The sequence below is a fragment of the Bradyrhizobium sp. LMTR 3 genome (assembly GCF_001693485.1).
Lineage (GTDB): Bacteria > Pseudomonadota > Alphaproteobacteria > Rhizobiales > Xanthobacteraceae > Bradyrhizobium.
In genome coordinates this window covers 43465-63209 of record NZ_MAXC01000004.1, presented here as the reverse complement: position 1 = coordinate 63209, position 19745 = coordinate 43465, and the positions used below count along the sequence as shown (strand labels likewise).

The following is a 19745-nucleotide window of genomic DNA, read 5'->3' as shown; positions in this document are numbered from 1 at the left end:
CCATGGCCGACGCCGTCAAGAATGCCCGCCGCTCCGACGAAGCCGAACGCAGCCGGCATCTCGCGGCAACCGAATCGGTTGCCTTCGCCACCATGCTGCTCGGCCTGCTGAACGACGCCGACACCGCGCTGCACCGCCTGGAGCAAGAGGGGGAAGCCCGCGCGGCGCAGCCGGCTGCCCTGCACCCGCCTCCGGCAGCGATTGTCCCGGCCGCGCTGCTGCCAGCCGATTCCGCACCCGGCCATGACGACCAGCATGCCGGTGTGATCGAAGCTCCGGCAGCCGAGCTTTCGCCTGCGGTCCACGCCGACGCCACGGCGACGAACGCGCCGCAAGATGCGACCGCGACGCTCGCCGAGGCTCCATCAGGCGAGGTGCTCGGCACGCAGCCCCTTGCATCGTCGCCCATGCTATCGGGCTTCAGCGCTGCGCTGGATGACGCGCCATCGGCAGGCGCGGGCAGCGCGCCGCCCGGCAGCAGCATCGCATCACCGTCATTCGATCTAGGCGCATCCGTTCACAACCTTGCAGGCAGCCTCACCGGCATCGTCGACACCGCGCTTGCAACGGTATCGAGTACGATCGCAAGCGTGAGTGCCACCGTAGGCCAACTGACGACGACCGTGACCGGCACCGCGACCGATCTCCTCGACGGCTTGACCGGCACGGTGACCGGCCTGATCCATGACGCACCGGCCCCCAGCCTGCTGGAGCCGCTCACGACGAACCTTTCCGGCCCGACATCCAGCACAACAGACTTGTCGGGCGCTGCGCAGCACGACATACCGCTGCTCGACACCGCGGGCGCGATACCGACGTCGCTGCTGCATCCGATCCCGCTGCAGCTCGGCTTTCTCGGCCAGCCGACCATGGACGGCCACGAGCCGCATGACGGCGCATTCTCGGCGCTGGGGATCCATCATTTCTGAGAGGCCCGCCTTTTACCCAACCTTCATTTGCTTGGCCGGAGTCCGGTCAACCTCGGCAGCAACGTCAGTAATGATCTCGCGCAACCAAACAAGTGCGGGATCCAGGTGAAAGGACGCCGGCCATTGCAGGGCTTCTCGGAATGCGGGGATGCGGACCGGCGCACGCAGCAGCTTCAGCGGAAAGTTTCGCGCGAAAATTACCGCGAGGCGATGATGCATTGTCGCGATGCGGTCCGTGCCGATCACCATGGCAGCCATCGCGGTGAAGTTCGGGGCAATGATCTCGATACGGCGTTTATAACCTAACTGCACGAGGGCGCGTTCATCGAAGGATACGCCGTGAATGGGCCCGAGCTGAGCGGTTATGTGTCCAAGCTGAAGATAGCGGCCAAGCGAGATCGAGCGCCCGATCTGGCGGCTTCCGCGCCAGGCGACGCAGCAGAACTCGTCCGCGAACAAATGCTGGCTGGGATGACCATCAATGAGATTTGTATCGGGGATCACGACGAAATCGACCTCCCCTCGCTGAAGCTGGTCATCGACCCGATCACTGAAGGGAAGAAACTCAAGCGAAACGCGCGGCGCGGCGCGATAAACCCGCTTCATGACGGCGTGCATCAATACGATGCTCGCATAATCGGAAACGACCAGCCGGAAACGCCGCTCAGAACTCGCCGGGTCGAATTTTGGCGGCGAGATCAGATTGGCCCGGATTCGCAGCAGGATGTCCCGCGTTGGTCTTTCCAGGGATTGCGCCAGCGGCGTCGGCACCAGCTTTCGCTGTGAAATCGTGAAAATCTCGTCGTTGAAATACTGACGCAATCTGCCGACAGCGGCGCTCATCGCCGGCTGGCTGAGATGAAGGCGTCGACTGGCTCCCATGACGCTGCGTTCTTCAAGGATCGCATCAAGCGCGATCAGGAGATTGAGGTCCAGGCCTTCGAACCGCATCGGCTTACATCCATCTTTCAAATATCACATATCAATATAATCGATTTTTCAAATTTAATAGTCCCGTGTACTCAAGACGCAATCAAGAAATAAGTCGTGCATTGGGAGAAACGCTTTGATCAAGCCATGGATCTTTGAATTCATGCAGGCCCCGAACCTGAGCGACGGGGAGAGCCTGGCCGGTACCGTGACTGCCGTGTTCGACGAAGGCTACGCGCATTGGCTCGAGGTCGAAAAGCTGGGGTTCGAAGGAATATTCTTTAGCGAACATCACTTCGGTCACTCATATAGCCCCTCTCCCAATCTCCTGATCGCAGCTATTTCTCGCCACACGACCCGGTTACGGCTGGGAACGATGGGAATGGTCGTGCCGCTTTATGAGCCATGGCGCGTCATCGAAGAACTGACGATGCTCGATCACCTGACAAGGGGACGCCTCGAGATCGGCTTTGCAGCCGGCGTGCCGCAGGAGTTCGCGCGGATAGGCTTAGGGATAGAGGAGGCCCGCGAGCGCTTCAACGAGGCCTTGGAAATACTCGACGCCGCCCTCGTGAACCACGTCGTCAGCCACAGCGGAAAGTATTGGAAATTCGAAGACCTCAACCTGATGCCGAACGTCTTCCTGCAGCCGTCTCCGCCAAAATGGACGACGGTTGTAAGTACCGGATCCGCGCAGAAATCCGCTCAAAGGCAGTCCAAGATTTGCACCGGCTTCGAATCCGTCGCCCGCATATCGGAAATTTTCGACGTGTATCGGAAGGAGTCTGCCCGGTTGGGATTTCCGGCAGGGCCCGATCAACTCGCAATCCGGCGCAATGTCTCCATTTCATACGATGCGGCTGAGGCGCGCGAGGAATCCCACGCCGCGAAGGCAGCGACATTGAAGGTCGTAGCTGGCGATCCGCGCGTTGTCCAAGGCACATCCTCATTGCTCGATGCGCCGAGGGCCGGAGCCGGCTTTTCACTGCATGACGACGACTATATCGCCGGCACGCCGGCGCAGGTCGCTGAACAAATCATCGATCAATGCCGCAAATGCGGCGCCGGCCATTTTCTCGCAATGCTGGGAAGGAGCTTTACGCCGCGTCGCCGTGAAGCACTCGCTCTCTTCGGCGAAGAGGTAATCCCCAAATTGCGACGCGCGCAGATAGGTTGATGCGCCCGATTGCGAGCCGAGCATTGCGGGCTTGCGGCACAACAACTGGAGCGAAGCATGATTCAGGATAAGCCTCTTATTCTCGGGATAGGAGGAACCCCGCGGCGCGGGTCATCGTCCGAACGCGCGCTCGTGATCAGCCTCAAGGCCGCCGAGGATGAAGGCGCAAGGACCCTGCTTCTCTCCGGCGCAGAACTGCTTCTGCCGATGTATATGCCCGGACAGCAACAGTCCGATCAGGCTTCGCGTCTCCTGGCCGCGCTTCGTGAATGCCACGGCATCATCATCTCGTCGCCTGCCTACCACGGATCGATATCCGGACTGATCAAGAACGCGCTCGACTACGCGGAAGAACTCAGAACGGATACACGCGCCTATCTGGATGGAATTCCCGTTGGCTGTATTGCTTGTGCCGGCGGGTGGCAGGCGGTTGGCCAAACATTGGCCGCGCTTCGAACGGTTGCTCATTCCCTCAGAGGCTGGCCTACGCCGCTTGGTGCCATGTTGAACGCATCCGGCGCGCTGTTCGACGCCGAGGGAAATTGTACCGACGCGGCAACCAGACGCCAGCTTGAGACGGTGGGCCAGCAGGTGATCGATTTCGTGCGCATGCAATCTCGCGGCAGATTGGGAGCGCATTCCCTTTCGACAGGCACGATGGTCCAACCTTAGCGCAGGCTCGCGGCCAGGAAGGAGTTTGACGTGGTATTCGAAACGATAAAGCTCGAAATCGATGCCGTGGACACGGTCATAAAAGTCATCGGAAGGGGTCCGGCCGTCCTGGCGCTCCACGGAGCGGCAACGATCGAGGGACAGGAATGGGCGCGCGGTTTGGCCGACAGGTTTCGCGTCTATCTGCCATTCCACCCCGGCTTCGGCGAAAGCGGACCTGCGCCGCATATCTGCGGGATGCAGGATTTGATCGTCCATAATTTGCGGCTCATCGCAGCATTGGGGCTGGATCGGCCGCACCTCATGGGTCATTCCATGGGCGGCTGGATGGCGGCAGAAATGGCTGTGGTCGCCGGCGAACGTTTTGCTCGCCTGGTGCTGAACGCGCCTGCCGGGCTCAACCATCCTGACCATCGCGGCGCCAACCCCACCAAAATCGCTCCGCAAGATTTGCCTGGCTACCTGGCGCATCGAACGGAAGTTGCAGCCCGATACTTTCCTGGAGGCTCGCTTGGACCCCCGCCAGAGCAGTTCATTGCGGCAAGGGAAAAGGAAGGCCAGGCGCTAAGCAACATTCAGAAGGCTCACGGCATGGGACACCCGAATCTCGGTCGGTGGCTAAGCCGGATTCCCAACGAAACGCTCATCGTGTGGGGCGACAAAGACAGGGTCGCGCTTGCCAGTCAGGCGGAACTCTGGGCAGGCGCGATTCCAAAAGCCCGCACTCATATCGTGCCCGGCGTTGGGCACTTCGCCATGCAGGAAGACCCCGCCTGTGTCGCGGCGATCGGCGATTTCCTCGCAGGGCGAAAGTGATTTGCCCGCCCGCTCTCTTTCATATGCGGAACGGAATCCTGCGTATCGATCGAGCATCCTTCGCCATTCCTTCAAATAGTAAGACCCAGGGAGATAATCATGAGAGCCATTGTGGTCGCGATCGCCTTCGCCGCGGGCCTGATATCCACTTCGCTGGCACAGACTTCACTAGTACAGACTTGGCCCACCCAATCCATTCGCCTCATTGTCAACTTTCCCGCGGGAGGAGCCGCAGATCAGCTCGCGCGCCTTGTAGGTCAACCTCTCAGCGAAGCTTTCGGTCAGTCGGTCGTGATCGAAAACAGGGGAGGCGCTGGCGGAAATCTGGGCGGAGAATTCGTAGCGAGGTCGGCGCCGGATGGCTACACCCTGCTGATGTCTTCAGGCGGAATGGTGGCGATCAATCCGCATCTGTATGCCAAAATGCCATTCGATCCTGCGAAGGACATCATCCCCGTCGCTTCCGTTGCACGCGTGCCTTTCTATCTCGTCATTCGGGCGGACAGTCCGGTGCGGGATTTCAAGGAATTCATTGCCGACCTGAAGGCCAATCCGGAAAAGCGGAATTTTGGATCGCCCGGTATCGGCAGCTCTCCGCATCTTGCGGCAGAAATGTTGAAAAACATGACCGGCACAAGCGCAGTGCATGTGCCTTACCGCGGCGCGGCGCCGGCGCTCAACGACCTGCTCGGGGGGCAACTCGATTTCCTGTTCGACCCCGGCATCGCCATCGAGCACGTGAGAGCCGGCAAGCTCCATGCTCTTGCGATCGGAAGCCCGCAACGATCGCCCCAACTTCCGAACGTACCCACGCTCGATGAGCTCGGCCTTGCCGGCTTTGACGCGGATGCCGTATTCGGCATCTATGCGCCAGCCGGAACATCACCCGATGTTGTCGCGCGCTTGAACAAGGAAGTTAATCGATCGCTTGCCACGGCCGCGTTGAACGAGCGTATCGCGACCCTCGGAAATATAGCCGCTCCGATGTCTCCGGAAGAGTTCAAGGAAAAGTCCCGCAAAGACTCCGAGCGGTTCGGCGCGATCATACGTGAGCGGGGCATTCGCGCCGCGAACTAGCTGCAAGTTTCGGAGCCGGCTTCTGTGGCGGACTTTCAGTTCTGGCGCACAGGTTGGCGGATCACGGTCTTGAGCTTTTCAGGCGCAGTCTTGCGAGGGTCGCTCAGATAGACCTCATGATGCCGACCGGCGAAATCGTAGCCGCCCGAAGGCATGATCTCCCCGTGCAGCCTTGCGAGCAGCGGTCCTTCGTCGTCGTAGCTTCCCACGTGCAATGCCTGGAGGCAGAGGCCTTCCTCCAGGCTTTCGAGCCTCAGACTTTCAGGAAGCGCGCCGAGCTTCTCTCGCGCCTTGACCCTGGCGGCCAGAAAGGTTTCGTCATCCACATAGTCCGGCACCATGATCATCATGGTCCACTCCCATTCGTCCTTGCGCCGCGCGGAAAAGCTTTCAGGGTCAGGAGCTGACCAAAGTCCCTCCAATGGCATCACGACGAAGTCGTTCCCGTTTGCCTTGCAGGAGAATTTGATCGTAAAGGCCGTCGCGTAGAGGCTTTCGACGGCGAGCCTATAGGCCGGGGCTGTGTTCGGGTCACCATGACCATCTACCATGAGGTAGGACACCGGCGGCACATCGATCGTCACGAAGCGGTTACGGGGAGCGGTGAAGAGTGGCTTCCTCACCTTCTTCAGATCCAGTTTTTCCATCTACCTCTCACAGCATTCCGAATATGTTTGAACGGCCGGACCAGATCAGCGTTACTAGATCACACTAAACCACCTCGCGCAGAATGCATTGAGCCCAGAGAGCCGCAGTGAGGAGGCCGCATCCTATGGAAAAGAACGTAAAGGACCTGTTTGAGCGCTATGAGAAGCTGTTCCGGATGGCGCTCAGGGATCAAGTGGATATGGACCAGGTGACGTCTTCATACGCCACTGCGTTCGTTGCTGCCTCTCCGGCTGGCGTCAGTGTCGGCCGGAATGACGAACATCTGAAGCAGATGATGCGACAGGGGTTTGAAAATTATCGCCGAATCGGCACGAAGGATATGCGACTTCGCAACGTCCGCATCGCACCTATCGACGAGCACCATTGCCTGGCGCACGTCGCTTGGACCGCCATCTACGACCGTGGCAACGACCCGGATGTTTCCATCGATTTTGAGGTCCATTATCTGGTGCAGAAACTCGAAGACACACCAAAGATCTTTGGATGGGTGTCAGGGGACGAGCAAGCCGTTCTGAAAGAACACGGCATCATCTGAATTCCGCTTCCCGCCCTTCGCGTCCCGATGCAACCAGCAAATCTCGGCCTGCCCGCGATTTCGTGCTATGCTTGCAAACAGCCTTCAGCCACATCATTTCACCGGTCCCGTCATGGCTGACATAGCAGATACCGCTGGCGTCATTGTCCGGCCGCCGATCGCGTGGGCGCTCGCGGTGCTTGCCGGGCTCGCGCTCAACTGGCTCATGCCCTTGCCGTTCTTGCCGGCCGCGCTACCTGCAGGCTGGCTGGGCGCGATCGTGTTTGCCCTCGCGCTGGCGCTGGTTGTGTGGGCGATCTCTACCATGACCCGGGCCGGCTCGAACGTGCCCACCAATCTGCCAACCACGACCATCGTGGAGGCCGGCCCCTACCGCTTCACGAGAAATCCCATCTATCTCGGCATGGTGCTGGGCCTCGCCGGCTTGGCCATTGCCTTCAACAGCCTCTGGCTGTTGATGACGCTGGTGCCCTTCGCGCTAGTCATCCGCTACGGTGTGATCGCCCGCGAGGAAGCCTACCTCGAGCGCAAGTTCGGGGACGTCTATCGCCGCTACTGCGCGCGGGTCCGGCGCTGGCTATAGGGCTTGTCGGCCAGGACCAGCGCCCGGGGGGGAACCCGTGCCTCGCCGTTCCTGCTTCCGCAAAACGGCATGGGCATGGGTCGTGAGAAGGCGTATATTTGTGTGGTCCTTCGCGCAAATGATCAACCGCTCGTGGAGGTGGCCATGAAATATGTGCTGCTTGGTAATCTGAGCCCGGAATGGGCAAGCAAGCAATCGGAGCGGATCGGCAAGGCCAAGACAAAACTCGACAAGCTGGGCATCAAGGTCGAGTCGATCCACTACACGCAGGGCTACTACGATTTCGTCGATATCGTCGATGCCCCGAACGAGGGCGCGATGCTCGCGTTCTCCGTCTGGTACGCGACCCAGGGTCTGGGGCGGATCCAAAGCATGCCGGCCTTCGACGCCAAGACCTTCGAAGCCGCGATCAAGGACGCGGCGAACTAAGCGCCGGGTAGTGGCTCCGATGCGATCAGGCTGCCGCCCGCTTCATTGCGCGCCGCGCTTGTTCGGGCGGCGGAATCAGAAGGTCGGCCGGCGTGACGTCGGCTTCCACTGACGCCTCGGGTACCAGCGGGACAAATTCGTCCACGGCGCGCTCGACCCGGTTGCGGCCAAGCGCCTTCGCTCGGTAGAGCGCCTTGTCGGCGCGCTCGCATAGCGCCTCGATGTCGGCCGGCTGGTCGTGCGCATGAGCGACCCCGATGCTGACCGTGGCGGCGATCGGGACGCCGTCCACGACACCCGCTGCCGCTGCAAAACTCTCGCGTACGCGCTCGGCAGCCGCAATCGTCGCCCGTTGGTCAGGCCCGCTGACGATCGCGGCGAATTCTTCACCCCCAAGCCGGCCCGCGATGCTGTCCCGCGGCAGATTGGCGGAAAGCGTATGTGCGAACAGCCGCAGCACGCGGTCGCCCATCGCATGCCCGTGGCCGTCGTTGATTGCTTTGAACCAGTCGAGATCGAACACGAGGAACGCGACCGTCCCGCTCGCGCGCGCGTTCAGGCGTTGCGCGGCGAATTCCAAGAAGGCGCGACGGTTGGCGAGGCCAGTCAGCGCATCCGTCATCGAGGCGCGCTTGTGCGCGAGCTCGCTCCGCTCCTTGGTGAGCGCGAGAAAGAGATAGTTGATTGCGATGAAGTAAAGCAGGGTGAATGTGCTCACGATCGCGAACCAGAACGACCGCAGGGCATCGAAGCTGGCGATCGGTGCCTCTGCGAGCGGAGACACCACGGCGAGCGGAATGCGCACGAGAAACAGGCCGCCACCGAGCGCGGTCAGCACGATCAGCGGCCAGCGCGACAGCAGCGGCTCGGCGCGGCCCCTCCACAGCACGTAGGCGCAGCCGAGCGAATAGGAGCCCACGGCGGCTGACACGATGATCATGCGCGCCGTGGCGGATGCGTACAGCGCCGGGATCTGGCAGACCGCGATCCACACCAGCGCACCGGCGAGCAGGACGGCGGGGCTCGGGCGCTTGCCTTCGAAGCAGCGCGCGCCTTCCAGCATCAACGCACAGGCGCTGAACAACACCACGTAGGCGAGATCGACCGAATAGACGTCCGGGATCGTGCCGCGCAGGCAGAGCAGGCCAAGCGCGGCCGCCATCACGAGCACTGCGCCGCTCCACCAGGCAAGCGCGCGGATCGCGCGATTTTGCAGCCACGCGAAGAAGCTCAGTGCGCCGAGCAGCACCATGACTGACAGCATCAGCACGTAGATTGTCGGAACGTAGAGTAGCGGCATGGTTCCTACCGGGGTCGCAGGCCCTGTACCAAAACCCTGCTACGATTTGCTTGCGATAAATGGTAAACGTCGCCGTAACGGCCTGCGAATTCCGGGATGCGGCTTTCTGCAAGCGAGCTTGTTGGGATAGCTGTCCTTTATGCACGCGCCATGTCGTCGGCGTTGGCGACCAAAGCGGGCCGTTCGCGTCGCTTTGGACCCAATCCAAAATCAGACTTCAGCGGCGATTTCCATCCGGCGAGTCGCGAGATTAAGCAGGAACGTAGGTCAACCTGATCACATCCTCGCCAATCCGATCATTAGCCATAAGGCGGAGCGGCGGCCGGGGTCCGGCGAAATATGGCTTGCCGTGACCAAGCACGACGGGGTGCAGGTAGATTCGATACTCATCGATCAGGCCAAGTTCGGTGAGGCTTTGCGCCAAGCCCGGGCCAGCAACTTCGATCTCCCCGGCGCGCTCGGCCTTCAGCTCACGGATCGCGCCCTCGAGATCATCCGCAACAAGCGTGGCATTGGGGCCGACCGACTTCAACGAGCGCGAGACGACCCATTTCGGCTGGCTCCGCCACGCCGCCGCGAAGGCGTGTTCCGCTGCATCCCACTCAGGATGATCGTCGTCCCAGTAACGCATGACCTCATACATTTGGCGACCGTACACACTGCCCGCCTGCCGCTGAGCCTCCTCGATGAAATGGCGGAAGAGCGTAGGGCTTGGCCCAAACGCCATATGGTCGACGTAGCCGTCCAGGGACTGGTTCATTCCGAACACGAGCTTAGCCATACCCAATTCCTTCCTCACCCCGGCACATCCGCGCGGTTCTGATTGCGTTATGCAATCGGTTGTAAGCTAGATTGACTGATTTTAAATCGCAATTGGGAACGGCGACGGCACATTCGCCCGCGATCAAGTGCGCTGTCGCGCATCGGGTGCAAGTCGTGAGCCGGAAAGAGGTTCGCATTCGTGGGCTGCGGAGCGAGCTGCTCCGAACGCCAACTGCCACCTCTGGCGTAGAGGCGGCGGGGCTAGGCGTTCGTGCCCTTGAACCGAAATGGCGCGCCACGGCCGATGAAGATGGCACTATTGCTTCGCCATGGCGCTATGATGACGTCCTCCGCAGCCCGGCGTAGCCGCCGAGGCCACGCCATCCTATCCGCGAGCATTCGCCGCATGACCTCGGGAGCGCGTTCAATGGCCAACAGTAGCGCGAAAGCGCTTGAACCGGAGGCCCGATGAGCGAGACGGCAAAAAGCCGCGTCCTGGTCATCGGCGGCACAAAAGGCACCGGGCTCCTGATCGCGCGCCTGCTGCATGAGCGGGGCTTCCGTGTTCGGGTGCTGGCGCGCGATCCGGCGAGAGCCGCAGCCGAACTCGGCGCCTCCTTTGAGGTGATCGCCGGGGACCTCACCAAGGCGGACACGCTTGCCCCGGCGGTCGCAAAGGTTGATCACATCATCCTCACGGCAGGCGCGCCGAGCGGACGTTACGCGCCTGAAAGTCTCGTGAAGGCGACCGATTATCAGGGCGTGATGGATACGCTCGCCGCTGCACGGCAAGCCGGGCTTGCGGGCCGCTTCGTCTATCTCAACTCGATTGGCATCGCGACGCCCTCCCTGGCGGGCGCCCTGCTCAACCTCCTCAAGAGGAACACGCTCGTCTGGCGCCGGCGCGTCGAGGAAGAAGTTCGTGCCAGCGGCCTGGACTATACGATCATACGCGTAGGCTTCCTTCTCGACCGCCCCGGCGGCGAGCACGCCGTCATTGTGGGTCAGGACGCCCTCGCGCTGGCGCCTCGCCACCGGATTGCCCGCACCGATGTCGCGGAGGCGTTTGTCGAAGCGATGCAGCATCCCGGCGCGTCGCGGGTGACGTTCGAAATCGTGTGGGGCAAGGGCCCGCGGCGGGAGAGTTGGAGCACTCTGTTCGAGAAACTCAAGCCCGATCCGAGATCGCCGGCTACTCCATAGAAAGGATCGCCGCATCGAGCATGGAATCGGCGACCGCTGGCGTTCGCATTTCCAGAGAAGTGGCGCGCCGCCTGTTCGATGCGACGCAGGAAGCGCGGGTCATGTTCGAGGCGGTACTCGAACCAGTCCTCTTCCGACTCTAAGCCAATCAACACGCCTGCGGGCTTCCCGTGGCGCGTAATGACGATCTCCAGCGTTTCAGCTTCTCGAAGAAAGCGAGACAGATCGTCCTTGACCTCGGATAGAGGAACTTCCTTCACTCCGGATTTCCGAATTGTGCGAGCCATCACTCGGCCTCCGACTTGGGCACTATTGCCAGAACCTCGACGGTCGTGCCGGACACATCGTAGAAAACCCGAATATCGTCTGTCCGCAGCCGATACTGCGGGCGGAGCAATCCCCGCAATCGCTTGAAATTACTGTCTAATGTCAAATGCCGACTCGCGCCGGATCCGCTAACCGCCCGCACGCGCCGTCGGCGACATGCCGGACGTCATTACGTTTTTTCGGAAACCTCTCTCACAGGCCACGCCACGAACTGCTGCGCGTTTGCCGCAGTCACGATGCCCCTCGTCTCCAACCCGGAGGCTACGATACCAAGCGCGGCGCGATTAGCTCGCGGACAGCACCATGTTGTACTTGCGCTTGCGAAAGCAATGAGAATACCGTCCGGCGTGAGATGGAAGCCTGGAGCATGTGGGTCAGCGGAGCAAGCCACCCTTGAGTACGCAAACCGGGATCTTCCGGCGACTCGTACGCGACCATATGCGACCGCCGCCTGTGCGTGTTGCACCGAGCACGACGGTGAGCGAGGTCGTAAGCCTGATGACGGCGACGCCTGCGTCCTGCGCTGTCGTCATCGATGGCGCGGGCCGGCCCAGGGGCATCGTGACGGAACAAGACGTCGTGCGTCGGATCGCGTGGCGTACGGAGCCCGATCAAGGCGTCGAGTCGGTGATGACGTCGCCGGTAGTCGTGACGGGGGCCGACGAATACCTTTTCCAGGCGGTCGCCTTGATGCGCCGTAGCAAGCTTCGGCATGTCCCCGTCGTGGACTGGAGCGGAGCGATGATCGGCATGCTCGCCCTGGACGAAGCGCTCGCCTCTTTGTCGAGCGAGAGTATGTCGCTCATCGAGCAGCTCACGCACGAGGAGAGCGTCGAGGGCCTGCACCTCATAAAGGAGGCGCAGGCCCAGCTTGCCAGCGCACTGTTGGACAACAACGTTCAGGCGCCGGAGGTGCAGTCGCTGCTCACGGAGATCAACAACGATATCCACCGGCGGGTCTTGAGGCTGGTCGAAGCGGCGATGCGCGACGACGGCTGGGGGGAGCCTCCTGCGCGGTTCGCTCTCATTATCATGGGGTCGGGTGGGCGCGGCGAAAACTTTCTGGCGCCCGACCAGGACAATGGCTTCATCCTCGCTGACGACGTCGGCGGCCAAGGCAAGCGCGCGGACGCATATTTTCTGGAGCTTGCCGAGCGCATGACGCGGATGCTTGACGCGGTCGGCTTTCGCCTCTGCGTCGGCGATGTCATGGCCACCAACCCCGTCTGGCGCAAAAGCCTGTCGGATTGGCGCCGGCAGATCGACAGCTGGATCAGGCGGCGCGAGTCCGAGATGCTGCTGAACTGCGATATCTTCTTCGATTTCCGTCATGCGTTCGGCGATCCCGCACTCTCGAGCGAGCTCCGCACCCATGTCACTGCAGTAACACCGGAGTACCCTCAGTTCCTCCGACGCCTGTTCGCCATCGAAGCCGAGCACAAGGTGGCACTCGGCTGGTTCGGACGCTTGCGCAAGGAGTACCATGGGGACGATCGGCAGGGTGTGGTGAACCTGAAGCTTCGTGGAACGCTACCCCTCGTGGAAGGTGCGCGGCTGCTTGCGCTTAAAGCCGGCATTCCGGCCACGTCGACTCTCACCCGGCTTGACTGCCTCAAGGAGAAGGGGGCCATCAGCGCTGGAGACCATGAGGATCTTGCCGACGCGTTCAGGCATATGACCCGTCTCCTGCTGCGCCAGCAGCTGGAGGACTTCAAGGCCGGGCGCGAGATCACCAACTATGTCCCCGTGGCTGATCTCTCACCACGCGAAAACAAACATCTCGTGGCGTCTTTCCGCGCCATCGAAAACCTGCGTGCAACACTGAATATGGAATTCGCGGAACGCTCGCTCTGAACTAGCTGGCGCGCAACTCGCCACGTTGCGATCAAGTGATTTCGCGAGCGGCCGTTGCCGATTGGAGGAACTCGGCCGAAGCGGCGGCCGAGGGGATGCGGACGAAAAAAGTCGCACCCTTGCCGAGTTCGCTCTCGACCCAGATGGTGCCCCCGAAGCGCTCAAGGATATGCAAGCTGATCGGCAGCCCGAGACCGGTGCCCTGCGGCTTGCCGATCAATGTGTCACCCGCCTGGCGGAAGCGCTCGAAAATCTTCTTATGATCCTCCTTGGCGATACCGACACCATTGTCACGCACACTGACCAGGATGGATCCCGCTTCTGCTCGCCCCACAATGGTTATCAAACCATTGTCCTTGTCGCAGAACTTGACCGCGTTGGAAATCAGATTGACCAGCACTTGCGTGATCCGGTCGGCGTCAACGAGAATCCTCGGCAGATCCTCGGCCACGCGACACTTAAGCTTGATGCGAGGGTTCTTGGCGAAGAGGCCGGCCGTTGCGGCGAGCGCGTTGTCGATCACCTTCCTTGGCTCGATCCTGGCCAGTTGCCAATCCGTCTGGCCGGCCTCCATCTTGGCGAGGTCGAGGATGTCGTTGACAAGCCTGGTCAGCCGCTCGGTTTCCTGGACGATAGTACCAAGGAACATCTTGCGCTGCTCGACGGGAATGTCCGGATTGTCGTGCACGATCTCACTGAAGGAGCGGATCGATGTGAGCGGTGTCCTGAACTCATGGCTGATCGTCGAGACAAAGTCGTCCTTCATCTTGTCGAGCTCCTTGAGCCGCTCGTTGGCCGCCCTGAGCTCTGCCGTCGCAGCCTCGAGCTGCTGCGACTTCTCCTCCAGTTGACGGCTGTAGACAACGAGTTGAGAAGCCTCATCGAGGATCTGCATGACCTCGTCGATGTCGTGCATCTCCTCCCTCAACACTGAGGCGATCATGATCCGCGCGGAGGCCGCACCAATGGCGCCGGCGAGTTGCCGCTCCGCGTAATGCACGATGTCCGCGTCCGCCGCATGCGCATCGTCGAGCCGGCGCCCTCGGTCGCGCTCGAAGCGCTGGAGGGCTTGTTCCGTCAGGGTCTCACCGATGAAGCGGTTCGAGAGGCGACGGAGGTCGCCAATGGTGGCCGTGCCACGCCAAATGCGCGCGCCCTCGGATGGCTGCTTGAAGATGTCGACAAACTGTACGGCCTGGCTGCGCTCGATCATGGTCTGCGTCGTCACAAGCGACACAGCAACGTACAACCCGACATTGATCACCATGGTCCAGAACAGGGCGTGTGCAACGGGATCGAGGCCGGAAAGCCCGAGCAACGCATAGGGACTGAACAGCGCAAGCCCCCACGGGCCATCCTGCAGAAAGCTCTCTGAGATCCACCCCGATCGTGCGAACGAAGGCAGCAGCAGCGTGTAGATCCACACCAAGAACCCGGCGCTCATTCCAGCCAGAGCGCCGAGGCGGGTCGCTCCCTTCCACAGGATGCCGCCGAGGATCGCGGGCGCGAACTGTGCGGCGGCGACGAATGACATCAGCCCGATGGAGACGAGCGCGTAAGATTCGCCGATCAACCGGACATACGCGTAGCCGAGCAGGATCACGAAGATGATGGCGCTGCGGCGGATGGCGAGCATGAGGCCAGACAGATCTTTGCGCTCCGAGAGATGCAGGCGGCCGAAACGCAAGAGGAGTGGCATGACGAGATCGTTCGACACCATTGTGGCCAGGGCAATGGTTTCGACAATGATCATGCCCGTTGCCGCGGAGAGGCCGCCGATGAATGCGAACAACGCGATGGTCCAAAAATGCTCGGCCATTGGCACGGTCAACACGAAGGTGTCGGCATCGACCGCATTTCCGGGAAAGTGGAGGAGCCCACCAAAAGCGATCGGCAGGACGAAAATGTTGATGAGCAGCATGTAGAGCGGGAACAGCCAGATGGCCTTCTTGATGTGGCGCTCATCCACATTCTCGACCACCAGCACCTGAAACTGACGCGGCAGCAAGACAATGGCTGCCATCGAGACCAGCGTCAGCGAAATCCAGCTCGTGTACCCGCCGGCTGCCTCGAGCGTAAAGAGACGCGCGAGGGCTGGATCGGTGGCCGCGCGCGAGAACACTTCGCCGAAGCCGCCATAGATGCCGAAGGTGACGAACAGCCCAACCGCCAGGAAAGCGAACAGCTTGACCACCGACTCGAAGGCAATCGCCGCCACCATGCCCTCATGACGCTCGCTGGCGTCGATGTGCCGCGTGCCAAACAAGATGGCAAATGCGGCCATGATCACCGCGACGTATAGCGCTGTGTCCTGCAAGACCGGAGTCGAGCCAAGCTTGGCCGGCATCACGATGTCCGGGTAATGCTGGAGCACGGCGAAGCTCGTCGAGATCGCCTTCAGCTGCAGCGAGATATACGGCATGATGCCGACGACCGCGATGATAGTCACCAGCCCGCCCAGGAAGGAACTCTTGCCGTAGCGCGACGCAACGAAGTCGGCAATTGAGGTAATGCGATTGACCTTGCTGATGCGGATGATCTTGCGGATCAGAAACCAGCCAAGGATGAAGGTCAGCGTCGGGCCAAGATAGATGGGCAGGAAACTGACGCCCGAGGACGCAGCCCGTCCGACGCTACCGTAAAACGTCCAGGCTGTGGCGTACACGGCGATGGATAGCGCAAAGATGTAGGGGCTCGCGATAATGCTCCTACGCTGATCCGCGCGGCGGTCACCATAGTAGGCGATGGCGAACAGGATCGAGAGGTAGAGGAAAGAGACCGTGACTATGACGTACCCGCCCAGCATGGCTCACCCTCGCGGTGCGCGGTTGGTGACCTGGTCGGGATCCGCGCCAGGCTCGCTTTCGGCAATCTCCTCGTCGGGGTCCGGCCGCTCGACGATCAACGCCGTGAGGGCAATCAGCGACGCCCAGGAGAGAAACAAATAGAGGTAGAGCAGTGGTATCCCAACCACGAAGGTGGCCTTATCGAAGGCGCCGATCAACGGCGGTGTGAGCAGCAGCAAACCGAACAGGAACAAGCCGATCAAGCGCTCGGCAATCAATCCTCTCCTTGGCATGTGTGTCACCTCGATGCGCTCCTCGCTGCGTTGCTGCCTCGGCGGCGCGCGATCATGTAAGTTGTGCCTGCTGACGACGCTGCTCCATCATCCGGCTCGAGATCCTGGCGGCTTGACCGAGCGTCTCGATCCCGCGGGCTTTCAACAGATCCAGGAGCTTCACGAAGATCGCGGCCGTGGTCATGGCGTCGCCGATTGCGGTGTGCCTGCGAATGACCTCGACACCCAGTCGTTCGGCAGTGGCGGTCAGCGAAAAATCGGACACATCCGGCTGCAGATACATGGACAGAAGCAGGGCATCGAGCACCGGGTTGTCGAATTTGACGCCTGCCTGCTCGGCTCCGTTCTCAAGGAATTTCATGTCGAACGCGGCGTTGTAGGCGACGAGCACGGAGTCACCGATGAAGGACTTGAACTGTGGCAAGATGACATGGGCAGGGGGCTTGTCGCGCACCATTTCGGTGGTGATGCCGTGAATTCGCGTGGTGCTGGCCGGGATAACGCGGCTCGGATTGATCAGCCGCTCGAACGTCTCGCCCGTCAGGATACGACCATTGACCACACGAACCGCCCCGACTGAGATGAGCTCATCGCCCTCGTTGGGCCTGAGGCCGGTGGTCTCGGTGTCGAAGACGACCAGGTTGAGCTTGCGCAACGGCGTGTCCCTGATTGCCTCAGTCGAAGGAGCAAACAGGTCGAAGTCATATAACTCCGGCATCGGCGCAACGCGGTCCGACCGTTCCGGGACGCGTGGCTGCTCGGTCTTCCTCAGCGGCAATCTGAGGCACGTGCGCCCCTCTGGCAGCGCCTGGCTCCATAGCTCGCTGCCATGTCGCTCCACGACCTGGTGGACCGTGCGGTTGCCGATCGTGCCCTTCAGCGGCTCCGCCAGCCAGGCTTCGATAATCGCCGAGGCGAGCGGTGCGCCGTCCCAAACCACCTCGACGTAGACGTACTCGCCTCGCACCACGGCTCCGATATCGAAGGCGGCTTTCGCCGTGTGCCTGGCAACGGCGCGGATGAGATGCTCAAGCGCAAGCACCAGCGAGTGGCTGTCGGCATGAATCCAGACCGGCACGCCCACGGGGGTGACCTGGATGCCGTCGGCGTCGGCCAAATGCCTGCGGACGGCGCGGAACAGATCCAGCGAGTAAATGTCGGCCAACGGCCACTGACCCGTCGCAAGGCGTTCGTAACGCTGCGCAACGTCGGCAAAGCTCCGATCGAGGGTTCCGATCTCCTTGCCAACGATGTCCTGAAAGACGCGACGCTCGCCCGCTTCGAGCTCTCCCGCCAGCATTTCGGCGGCGGCGCGCAAGCTTGCAAGTGGCCGTCGCCATTCCATGGCGACCTCACGCAAGAGCGCATCGCGCCGGGCAACGTTCTCGAGTTCGGCGCCGACATCGGCAAAGGTCAACACGTAGCCTGAGGCGCGGCCCGAGGGTTCGCGCACCAGGCTGAGCCTCGCCTGCAGCAAAGTAGCAAGGTCGACCGACGCACAGACGAAGCGGCGCGTCGTGGAATCGAGCGTCGATTCTGCGGTGGACCGGGCTTCATCGCCGGCTGCGTCCTCTGACCGTTGCAGGAGCAGCTCAAGCGTCAATAGCACGGGCTCTCGCGTCAGCACACCAAACAATGAGCGGGCAAGCCCAAGCGTATCGCGCGCGTTGAGTATCCGGGCGGCAGCTTGGTTGTAGAGGAGTATGCGGTGCTCGAGATTGCAGACGATCACACCTTCGGAGAGATCGAGCAGGATGGCCTCGAGCCGGCTCTTCTGTTCCTCCGCACGCCGCGTGGCTGCATCCACGGCCTCCTGTGTCTCGCCACGCGCGGCTCGGAGCGCGCCGAGTATTTTGTCGACCGCCGTCGGTAGCCCATTGAGCAAGTGGCCGCGATCGACCGCGAGCGGTCGATCGACGCGTATCTGCGACTGCATCAGCAGTTCCCGCTTCAGATCGGCCAGGGGCTTGAGGAGCTTGACATGCAGCAGAGCCCAAGCCAGCGCAACCAAAGCGGCGACGACGGCAAATGCGATGGACATGTAAACGCCGACCGCTCCGCCACCTTGCACAGCCTGCCACAGCGCAACGCCGGACACAGCGAAGGCGGCGAGCGCCAATGCTGCGAGGAGAATTGGTATCGCAACGGCAGCCTGCATCGCTCGCCCTTGTTGCCCGGTTATTTGGCCGGCCCGATCCAAGCGGTAACCCGTTCAACGACCTCGCGCGTCGAGAACGGTTTGGTGATGTAGTCGTCGGCGCCCACCGCCAAGCCTTTTTCGCGTTCGATGTCACGGCCCTTTGCTGTCAGCAGGATGACACGCACCGCCCGCCACTCCGGATTGGCCCGGATGGCCTCGCACACGTCGAAACCGTTGCGCTTCGGCATCATGACATCGAGGAGCACGAGATCCGGCCGCGTCTTGCCTATCTCCGCGAGCGCCTCCTCGCCGTCACGGGCGAGGCGAACTTCGTAGCCGGCCTTCTTCATCAGGAATTCGAGGGACAGCAGGATGTTGGCCTCGTCATCGACCACGAGCACGCTTTGCGCCATTGCATCCTCCAGGGTCGCCTTCCTCGACCGCACGAGAGCGCGGCAAGCGAAGTGCGCTCCGCCCCACTCCGCGCCAGTTAGCTAGAGCATGATCCCGAAGAGCTTGCCCTCGACGTGGTCGGGGGTGGGTACCGGTTTGCCGAAAAGATCATGTTCAATCAAAACCTGGAGCGCGATCGCAAGTCCATCTAACCCCGTTGCGCTCTAGCGCAGCAGGTACATGGCGATGACAGCCGCGACTGCCCCGATCGCAGCCCATGTGAACTTGGCACCGAGGCCTTCGATGGGATTCCACTCGAAGTAGCGCTCTTTGTTTTCTTGCCAGATGTCCTTTTTCATCGGTTCCTCCGTTTTCGCTCTCGCCCTCCCAAAACCTCAGCCGAGCCCGCCCGATGACACGGCGACCCGATCGTGCAGCAGCCAGACTGCTGGCCTCCAAGGTCGCGCGAACTGACTTTACATGCTCCGCCCCTGTTTGTCCTTGCCTACCCTTTTACGAATCCCGGGCATCCGGCAGCAATGCTGCGGCGCCGTGCGTGCGAGGCAGCCGCACGGGTTCGACCTTCGTTGGATCGGGCAAGTCGCACATTGCAGGAAGGCTCGTTTCCGCCGGTTGCTGCACCGCAAGAACGCCTGCGCCTTCGAAAACGCGGGCCAGCTGGGGTTCATCTTTGGCAGCGAGCGGCTTCGACGTCAGTCGCCCGATGGTCAGGGCCGCCAGCCTACGAACACCGTCATGGAGCGAAGAGAAAATGGCGCGCCCGAAGAGATTCGAACTCCTGACCCCCAGATTCGTAGTCTGGTGCTCTATCCAGCTGAGCTACGGGCGCGTTTTCGCTTGGCATTAGGG

The 19745-nt window shown here is 61.6% G+C and carries 19 protein-coding genes, 1 tRNA gene and 1 pseudogene; 10 read left to right on the top strand and 11 right to left on the bottom strand.

Translation table 11 applies throughout. The features are described from left to right. Nucleotides 1-2: 2 nt before the first annotated feature. Nucleotides 3-929 (top strand): hypothetical protein, encoded by a 927-nt coding sequence (locus LMTR3_RS04550; RefSeq protein ID WP_141686469.1) that lies wholly within the window; start codon nt 3-5, stop codon nt 927-929. Between the two features lie 12 nt (nt 930-941). Here the strand turns inward: LMTR3_RS04550 and LMTR3_RS04545 are convergent, their stop codons facing one another. Next, nucleotides 942-1880: a LysR family transcriptional regulator gene (locus LMTR3_RS04545; RefSeq protein WP_065743899.1), complete on the bottom strand. Its 939-nt coding sequence runs from the start codon at nt 1878-1880 to the stop codon at nt 942-944. Nucleotides 1881-1995: 115 nt separating this feature from the next. Between LMTR3_RS04545 and LMTR3_RS04540 the strand changes: the two genes are divergently transcribed. From LMTR3_RS04540 to LMTR3_RS04525, 4 genes are all read left to right on the top strand, one after another. After that, the gene (locus tag LMTR3_RS04540) at nt 1996-3036 is read left to right on the top strand and encodes an LLM class flavin-dependent oxidoreductase (RefSeq protein ID WP_065743898.1); all 1041 of its coding nucleotides are present in this window, start codon (nt 1996-1998) and stop codon (nt 3034-3036) included. A gap of 57 nt (nt 3037-3093) precedes the next feature. Continuing rightward, on the top strand, nt 3094-3708 hold the full coding sequence (locus tag LMTR3_RS04535) for an NADPH-dependent FMN reductase (RefSeq protein ID WP_065743897.1): 615 nt from the start codon (nt 3094-3096) through the stop codon (nt 3706-3708). Nucleotides 3709-3738: 30 nt separating this feature from the next. Continuing rightward, a complete protein-coding gene (locus LMTR3_RS04530) occupies nt 3739-4524 on the top strand; it encodes an alpha/beta fold hydrolase (RefSeq protein ID WP_065743896.1) in 786 nt (261 codons plus the stop codon). A gap of 111 nt (nt 4525-4635) precedes the next feature. Further along, on the top strand, nt 4636-5601 hold the full coding sequence (locus tag LMTR3_RS04525) for a Bug family tripartite tricarboxylate transporter substrate binding protein (protein ID WP_210184674.1): 966 nt from the start codon (nt 4636-4638) through the stop codon (nt 5599-5601). 35 nt (nt 5602-5636) lie between these two features. On the opposite strand, the gene LMTR3_RS04520 is transcribed toward LMTR3_RS04525, so the two are convergent. After that, nucleotides 5637-6248, bottom strand: a complete 612-nt coding sequence (locus tag LMTR3_RS04520; protein ID WP_065743894.1) for a GyrI-like domain-containing protein — start codon at nt 6246-6248, stop codon at nt 5637-5639. Between the two features lie 125 nt (nt 6249-6373). On the opposite strand from LMTR3_RS04520, the gene LMTR3_RS04515 reads away from it, so the two are divergent. The 3 genes from LMTR3_RS04515 to LMTR3_RS04505 all read left to right on the top strand — a co-directional run bounded on the left by LMTR3_RS04515 (nt 6374) and on the right by LMTR3_RS04505 (nt 7817). Next, nucleotides 6374-6805 (top strand): DUF6841 family protein, encoded by a 432-nt coding sequence (locus LMTR3_RS04515; RefSeq protein ID WP_065743893.1) that lies wholly within the window; start codon nt 6374-6376, stop codon nt 6803-6805. A 112-nt stretch (nt 6806-6917) separates the two neighbouring features. Next, nucleotides 6918-7388: a methyltransferase family protein gene (locus LMTR3_RS04510; RefSeq protein ID WP_065744038.1), complete on the top strand. Its 471-nt coding sequence runs from the start codon at nt 6918-6920 to the stop codon at nt 7386-7388. Nucleotides 7389-7532: 144 nt separating this feature from the next. Then, entirely contained in the window at nt 7533-7817 is a 285-nt protein-coding gene (locus LMTR3_RS04505; RefSeq protein WP_065744037.1) for a GYD domain-containing protein, read from the top strand. A 25-nt stretch (nt 7818-7842) separates the two neighbouring features. On the opposite strand, the gene LMTR3_RS04500 is transcribed toward LMTR3_RS04505, so the two are convergent. Further along, the gene (locus LMTR3_RS04500) at nt 7843-9117 is read right to left on the bottom strand and encodes a GGDEF domain-containing protein (protein ID WP_065743892.1); all 1275 of its coding nucleotides are present in this window, start codon (nt 9115-9117) and stop codon (nt 7843-7845) included. Between the two features lie 250 nt (nt 9118-9367). Further along, nucleotides 9368-9898 (bottom strand): dihydrofolate reductase family protein, encoded by a 531-nt coding sequence (locus LMTR3_RS04495; RefSeq protein ID WP_065743891.1) that lies wholly within the window; start codon nt 9896-9898, stop codon nt 9368-9370. A gap of 449 nt (nt 9899-10347) precedes the next feature. Between LMTR3_RS04495 and LMTR3_RS04490 the strand changes: the two genes are divergently transcribed. Continuing rightward, nucleotides 10348-11082, top strand: coding sequence for an SDR family oxidoreductase (locus LMTR3_RS04490; protein ID WP_065743890.1), 735 nt, complete (start codon nt 10348-10350; stop codon nt 11080-11082). Between the two features lie 131 nt (nt 11083-11213). Here LMTR3_RS04490 and LMTR3_RS39050 read toward each other — a convergent pair. Continuing rightward, nucleotides 11214-11369 (bottom strand): annotated as a pseudogene (locus LMTR3_RS39050) (type II toxin-antitoxin system prevent-host-death family antitoxin); the annotation flags it as partial. Nucleotides 11370-11847: 478 nt separating this feature from the next. On the opposite strand from LMTR3_RS39050, the gene LMTR3_RS04485 reads away from it, so the two are divergent. Next, on the top strand, nt 11848-13263 hold the full coding sequence (locus tag LMTR3_RS04485) for a DUF294 nucleotidyltransferase-like domain-containing protein (protein WP_065743889.1): 1416 nt from the start codon (nt 11848-11850) through the stop codon (nt 13261-13263). Nucleotides 13264-13294: 31 nt separating this feature from the next. Here LMTR3_RS04485 and LMTR3_RS04480 read toward each other — a convergent pair whose 3' ends face one another. The 6 genes from LMTR3_RS04480 to LMTR3_RS04460 form a co-directional block, all read right to left on the bottom strand. Then, nucleotides 13295-16069 carry a sensor histidine kinase gene (locus LMTR3_RS04480; RefSeq protein WP_065743888.1) on the bottom strand — a complete coding sequence of 925 codons (2775 nt, stop codon included), beginning with the start codon at nt 16067-16069 and terminating at the stop codon, nt 13295-13297. A 3-nt stretch (nt 16070-16072) separates the two neighbouring features. Continuing rightward, complete coding sequence (locus LMTR3_RS04475) at nt 16073-16342, bottom strand: hypothetical protein (protein ID WP_176721820.1); 270 nt, start codon at nt 16340-16342, stop codon at nt 16073-16075. Between the two features lie 52 nt (nt 16343-16394). Further along, nucleotides 16395-18542 (bottom strand): 3'-5' exonuclease, encoded by a 2148-nt coding sequence (locus LMTR3_RS04470; protein ID WP_141686467.1) that lies wholly within the window; start codon nt 18540-18542, stop codon nt 16395-16397. Continuing rightward, nucleotides 18521-18883, bottom strand: coding sequence for a response regulator transcription factor (locus tag LMTR3_RS04465; RefSeq protein ID WP_210184673.1), 363 nt, complete (start codon nt 18881-18883; stop codon nt 18521-18523). The genes LMTR3_RS04470 and LMTR3_RS04465 overlap by 22 nt, the downstream gene beginning before the upstream one ends. A 216-nt stretch (nt 18884-19099) precedes the next feature. Continuing rightward, nucleotides 19100-19234, bottom strand: coding sequence for a hypothetical protein (locus tag LMTR3_RS39750; RefSeq protein ID WP_257784725.1), 135 nt, complete (start codon nt 19232-19234; stop codon nt 19100-19102). 414 nt (nt 19235-19648) lie between these two features. Next, nucleotides 19649-19725, bottom strand: a tRNA-Arg gene (locus LMTR3_RS04460). Between the last annotated feature and the right edge of the window lie 20 nt (nt 19726-19745).

What these genes read in the sequence shown, in the direction of transcription:
- LMTR3_RS04535 (WP_065743897.1), top strand. Translation starts at nt 3,094, where the DNA reads ATGATTCAGGATAAGCCTCTTATTCTCGGGATAGGAGGAACCCCGCGG.
- LMTR3_RS04545 (WP_065743899.1), bottom strand. Translation starts at nt 1,880, where the DNA reads ATGCGGTTCGAAGGCCTGGACCTCAATCTCCTGATCGCGCTTGATGCG.
- LMTR3_RS04505 (WP_065744037.1), top strand. Translation starts at nt 7,533, where the DNA reads ATGAAATATGTGCTGCTTGGTAATCTGAGCCCGGAATGGGCAAGCAAG.
- LMTR3_RS04490 (WP_065743890.1), top strand. Translation starts at nt 10,348, where the DNA reads ATGAGCGAGACGGCAAAAAGCCGCGTCCTGGTCATCGGCGGCACAAAA.
- LMTR3_RS04510 (WP_065744038.1), top strand. Translation starts at nt 6,918, where the DNA reads ATGGCTGACATAGCAGATACCGCTGGCGTCATTGTCCGGCCGCCGATC.
- LMTR3_RS04550 (WP_141686469.1), top strand. Translation starts at nt 3, where the DNA reads ATGGCCGACGCCGTCAAGAATGCCCGCCGCTCCGACGAAGCCGAACGC.
- LMTR3_RS04480 (WP_065743888.1), bottom strand. Translation starts at nt 16,069, where the DNA reads ATGCTGGGCGGGTACGTCATAGTCACGGTCTCTTTCCTCTACCTCTCG.
- LMTR3_RS39750 (WP_257784725.1), bottom strand. Translation starts at nt 19,234, where the DNA reads ATGAAAAAGGACATCTGGCAAGAAAACAAAGAGCGCTACTTCGAGTGG.
- LMTR3_RS04485 (WP_065743889.1), top strand. Translation starts at nt 11,848, where the DNA reads ATGCGACCGCCGCCTGTGCGTGTTGCACCGAGCACGACGGTGAGCGAG.
- LMTR3_RS04520 (WP_065743894.1), bottom strand. Translation starts at nt 6,248, where the DNA reads ATGGAAAAACTGGATCTGAAGAAGGTGAGGAAGCCACTCTTCACCGCT.
- LMTR3_RS04515 (WP_065743893.1), top strand. Translation starts at nt 6,374, where the DNA reads ATGGAAAAGAACGTAAAGGACCTGTTTGAGCGCTATGAGAAGCTGTTC.
- LMTR3_RS04495 (WP_065743891.1), bottom strand. Translation starts at nt 9,898, where the DNA reads ATGGCTAAGCTCGTGTTCGGAATGAACCAGTCCCTGGACGGCTACGTC.
- LMTR3_RS04500 (WP_065743892.1), bottom strand. Translation starts at nt 9,117, where the DNA reads ATGCCGCTACTCTACGTTCCGACAATCTACGTGCTGATGCTGTCAGTC.
- LMTR3_RS04475 (WP_176721820.1), bottom strand. Translation starts at nt 16,342, where the DNA reads ATGCCAAGGAGAGGATTGATTGCCGAGCGCTTGATCGGCTTGTTCCTG.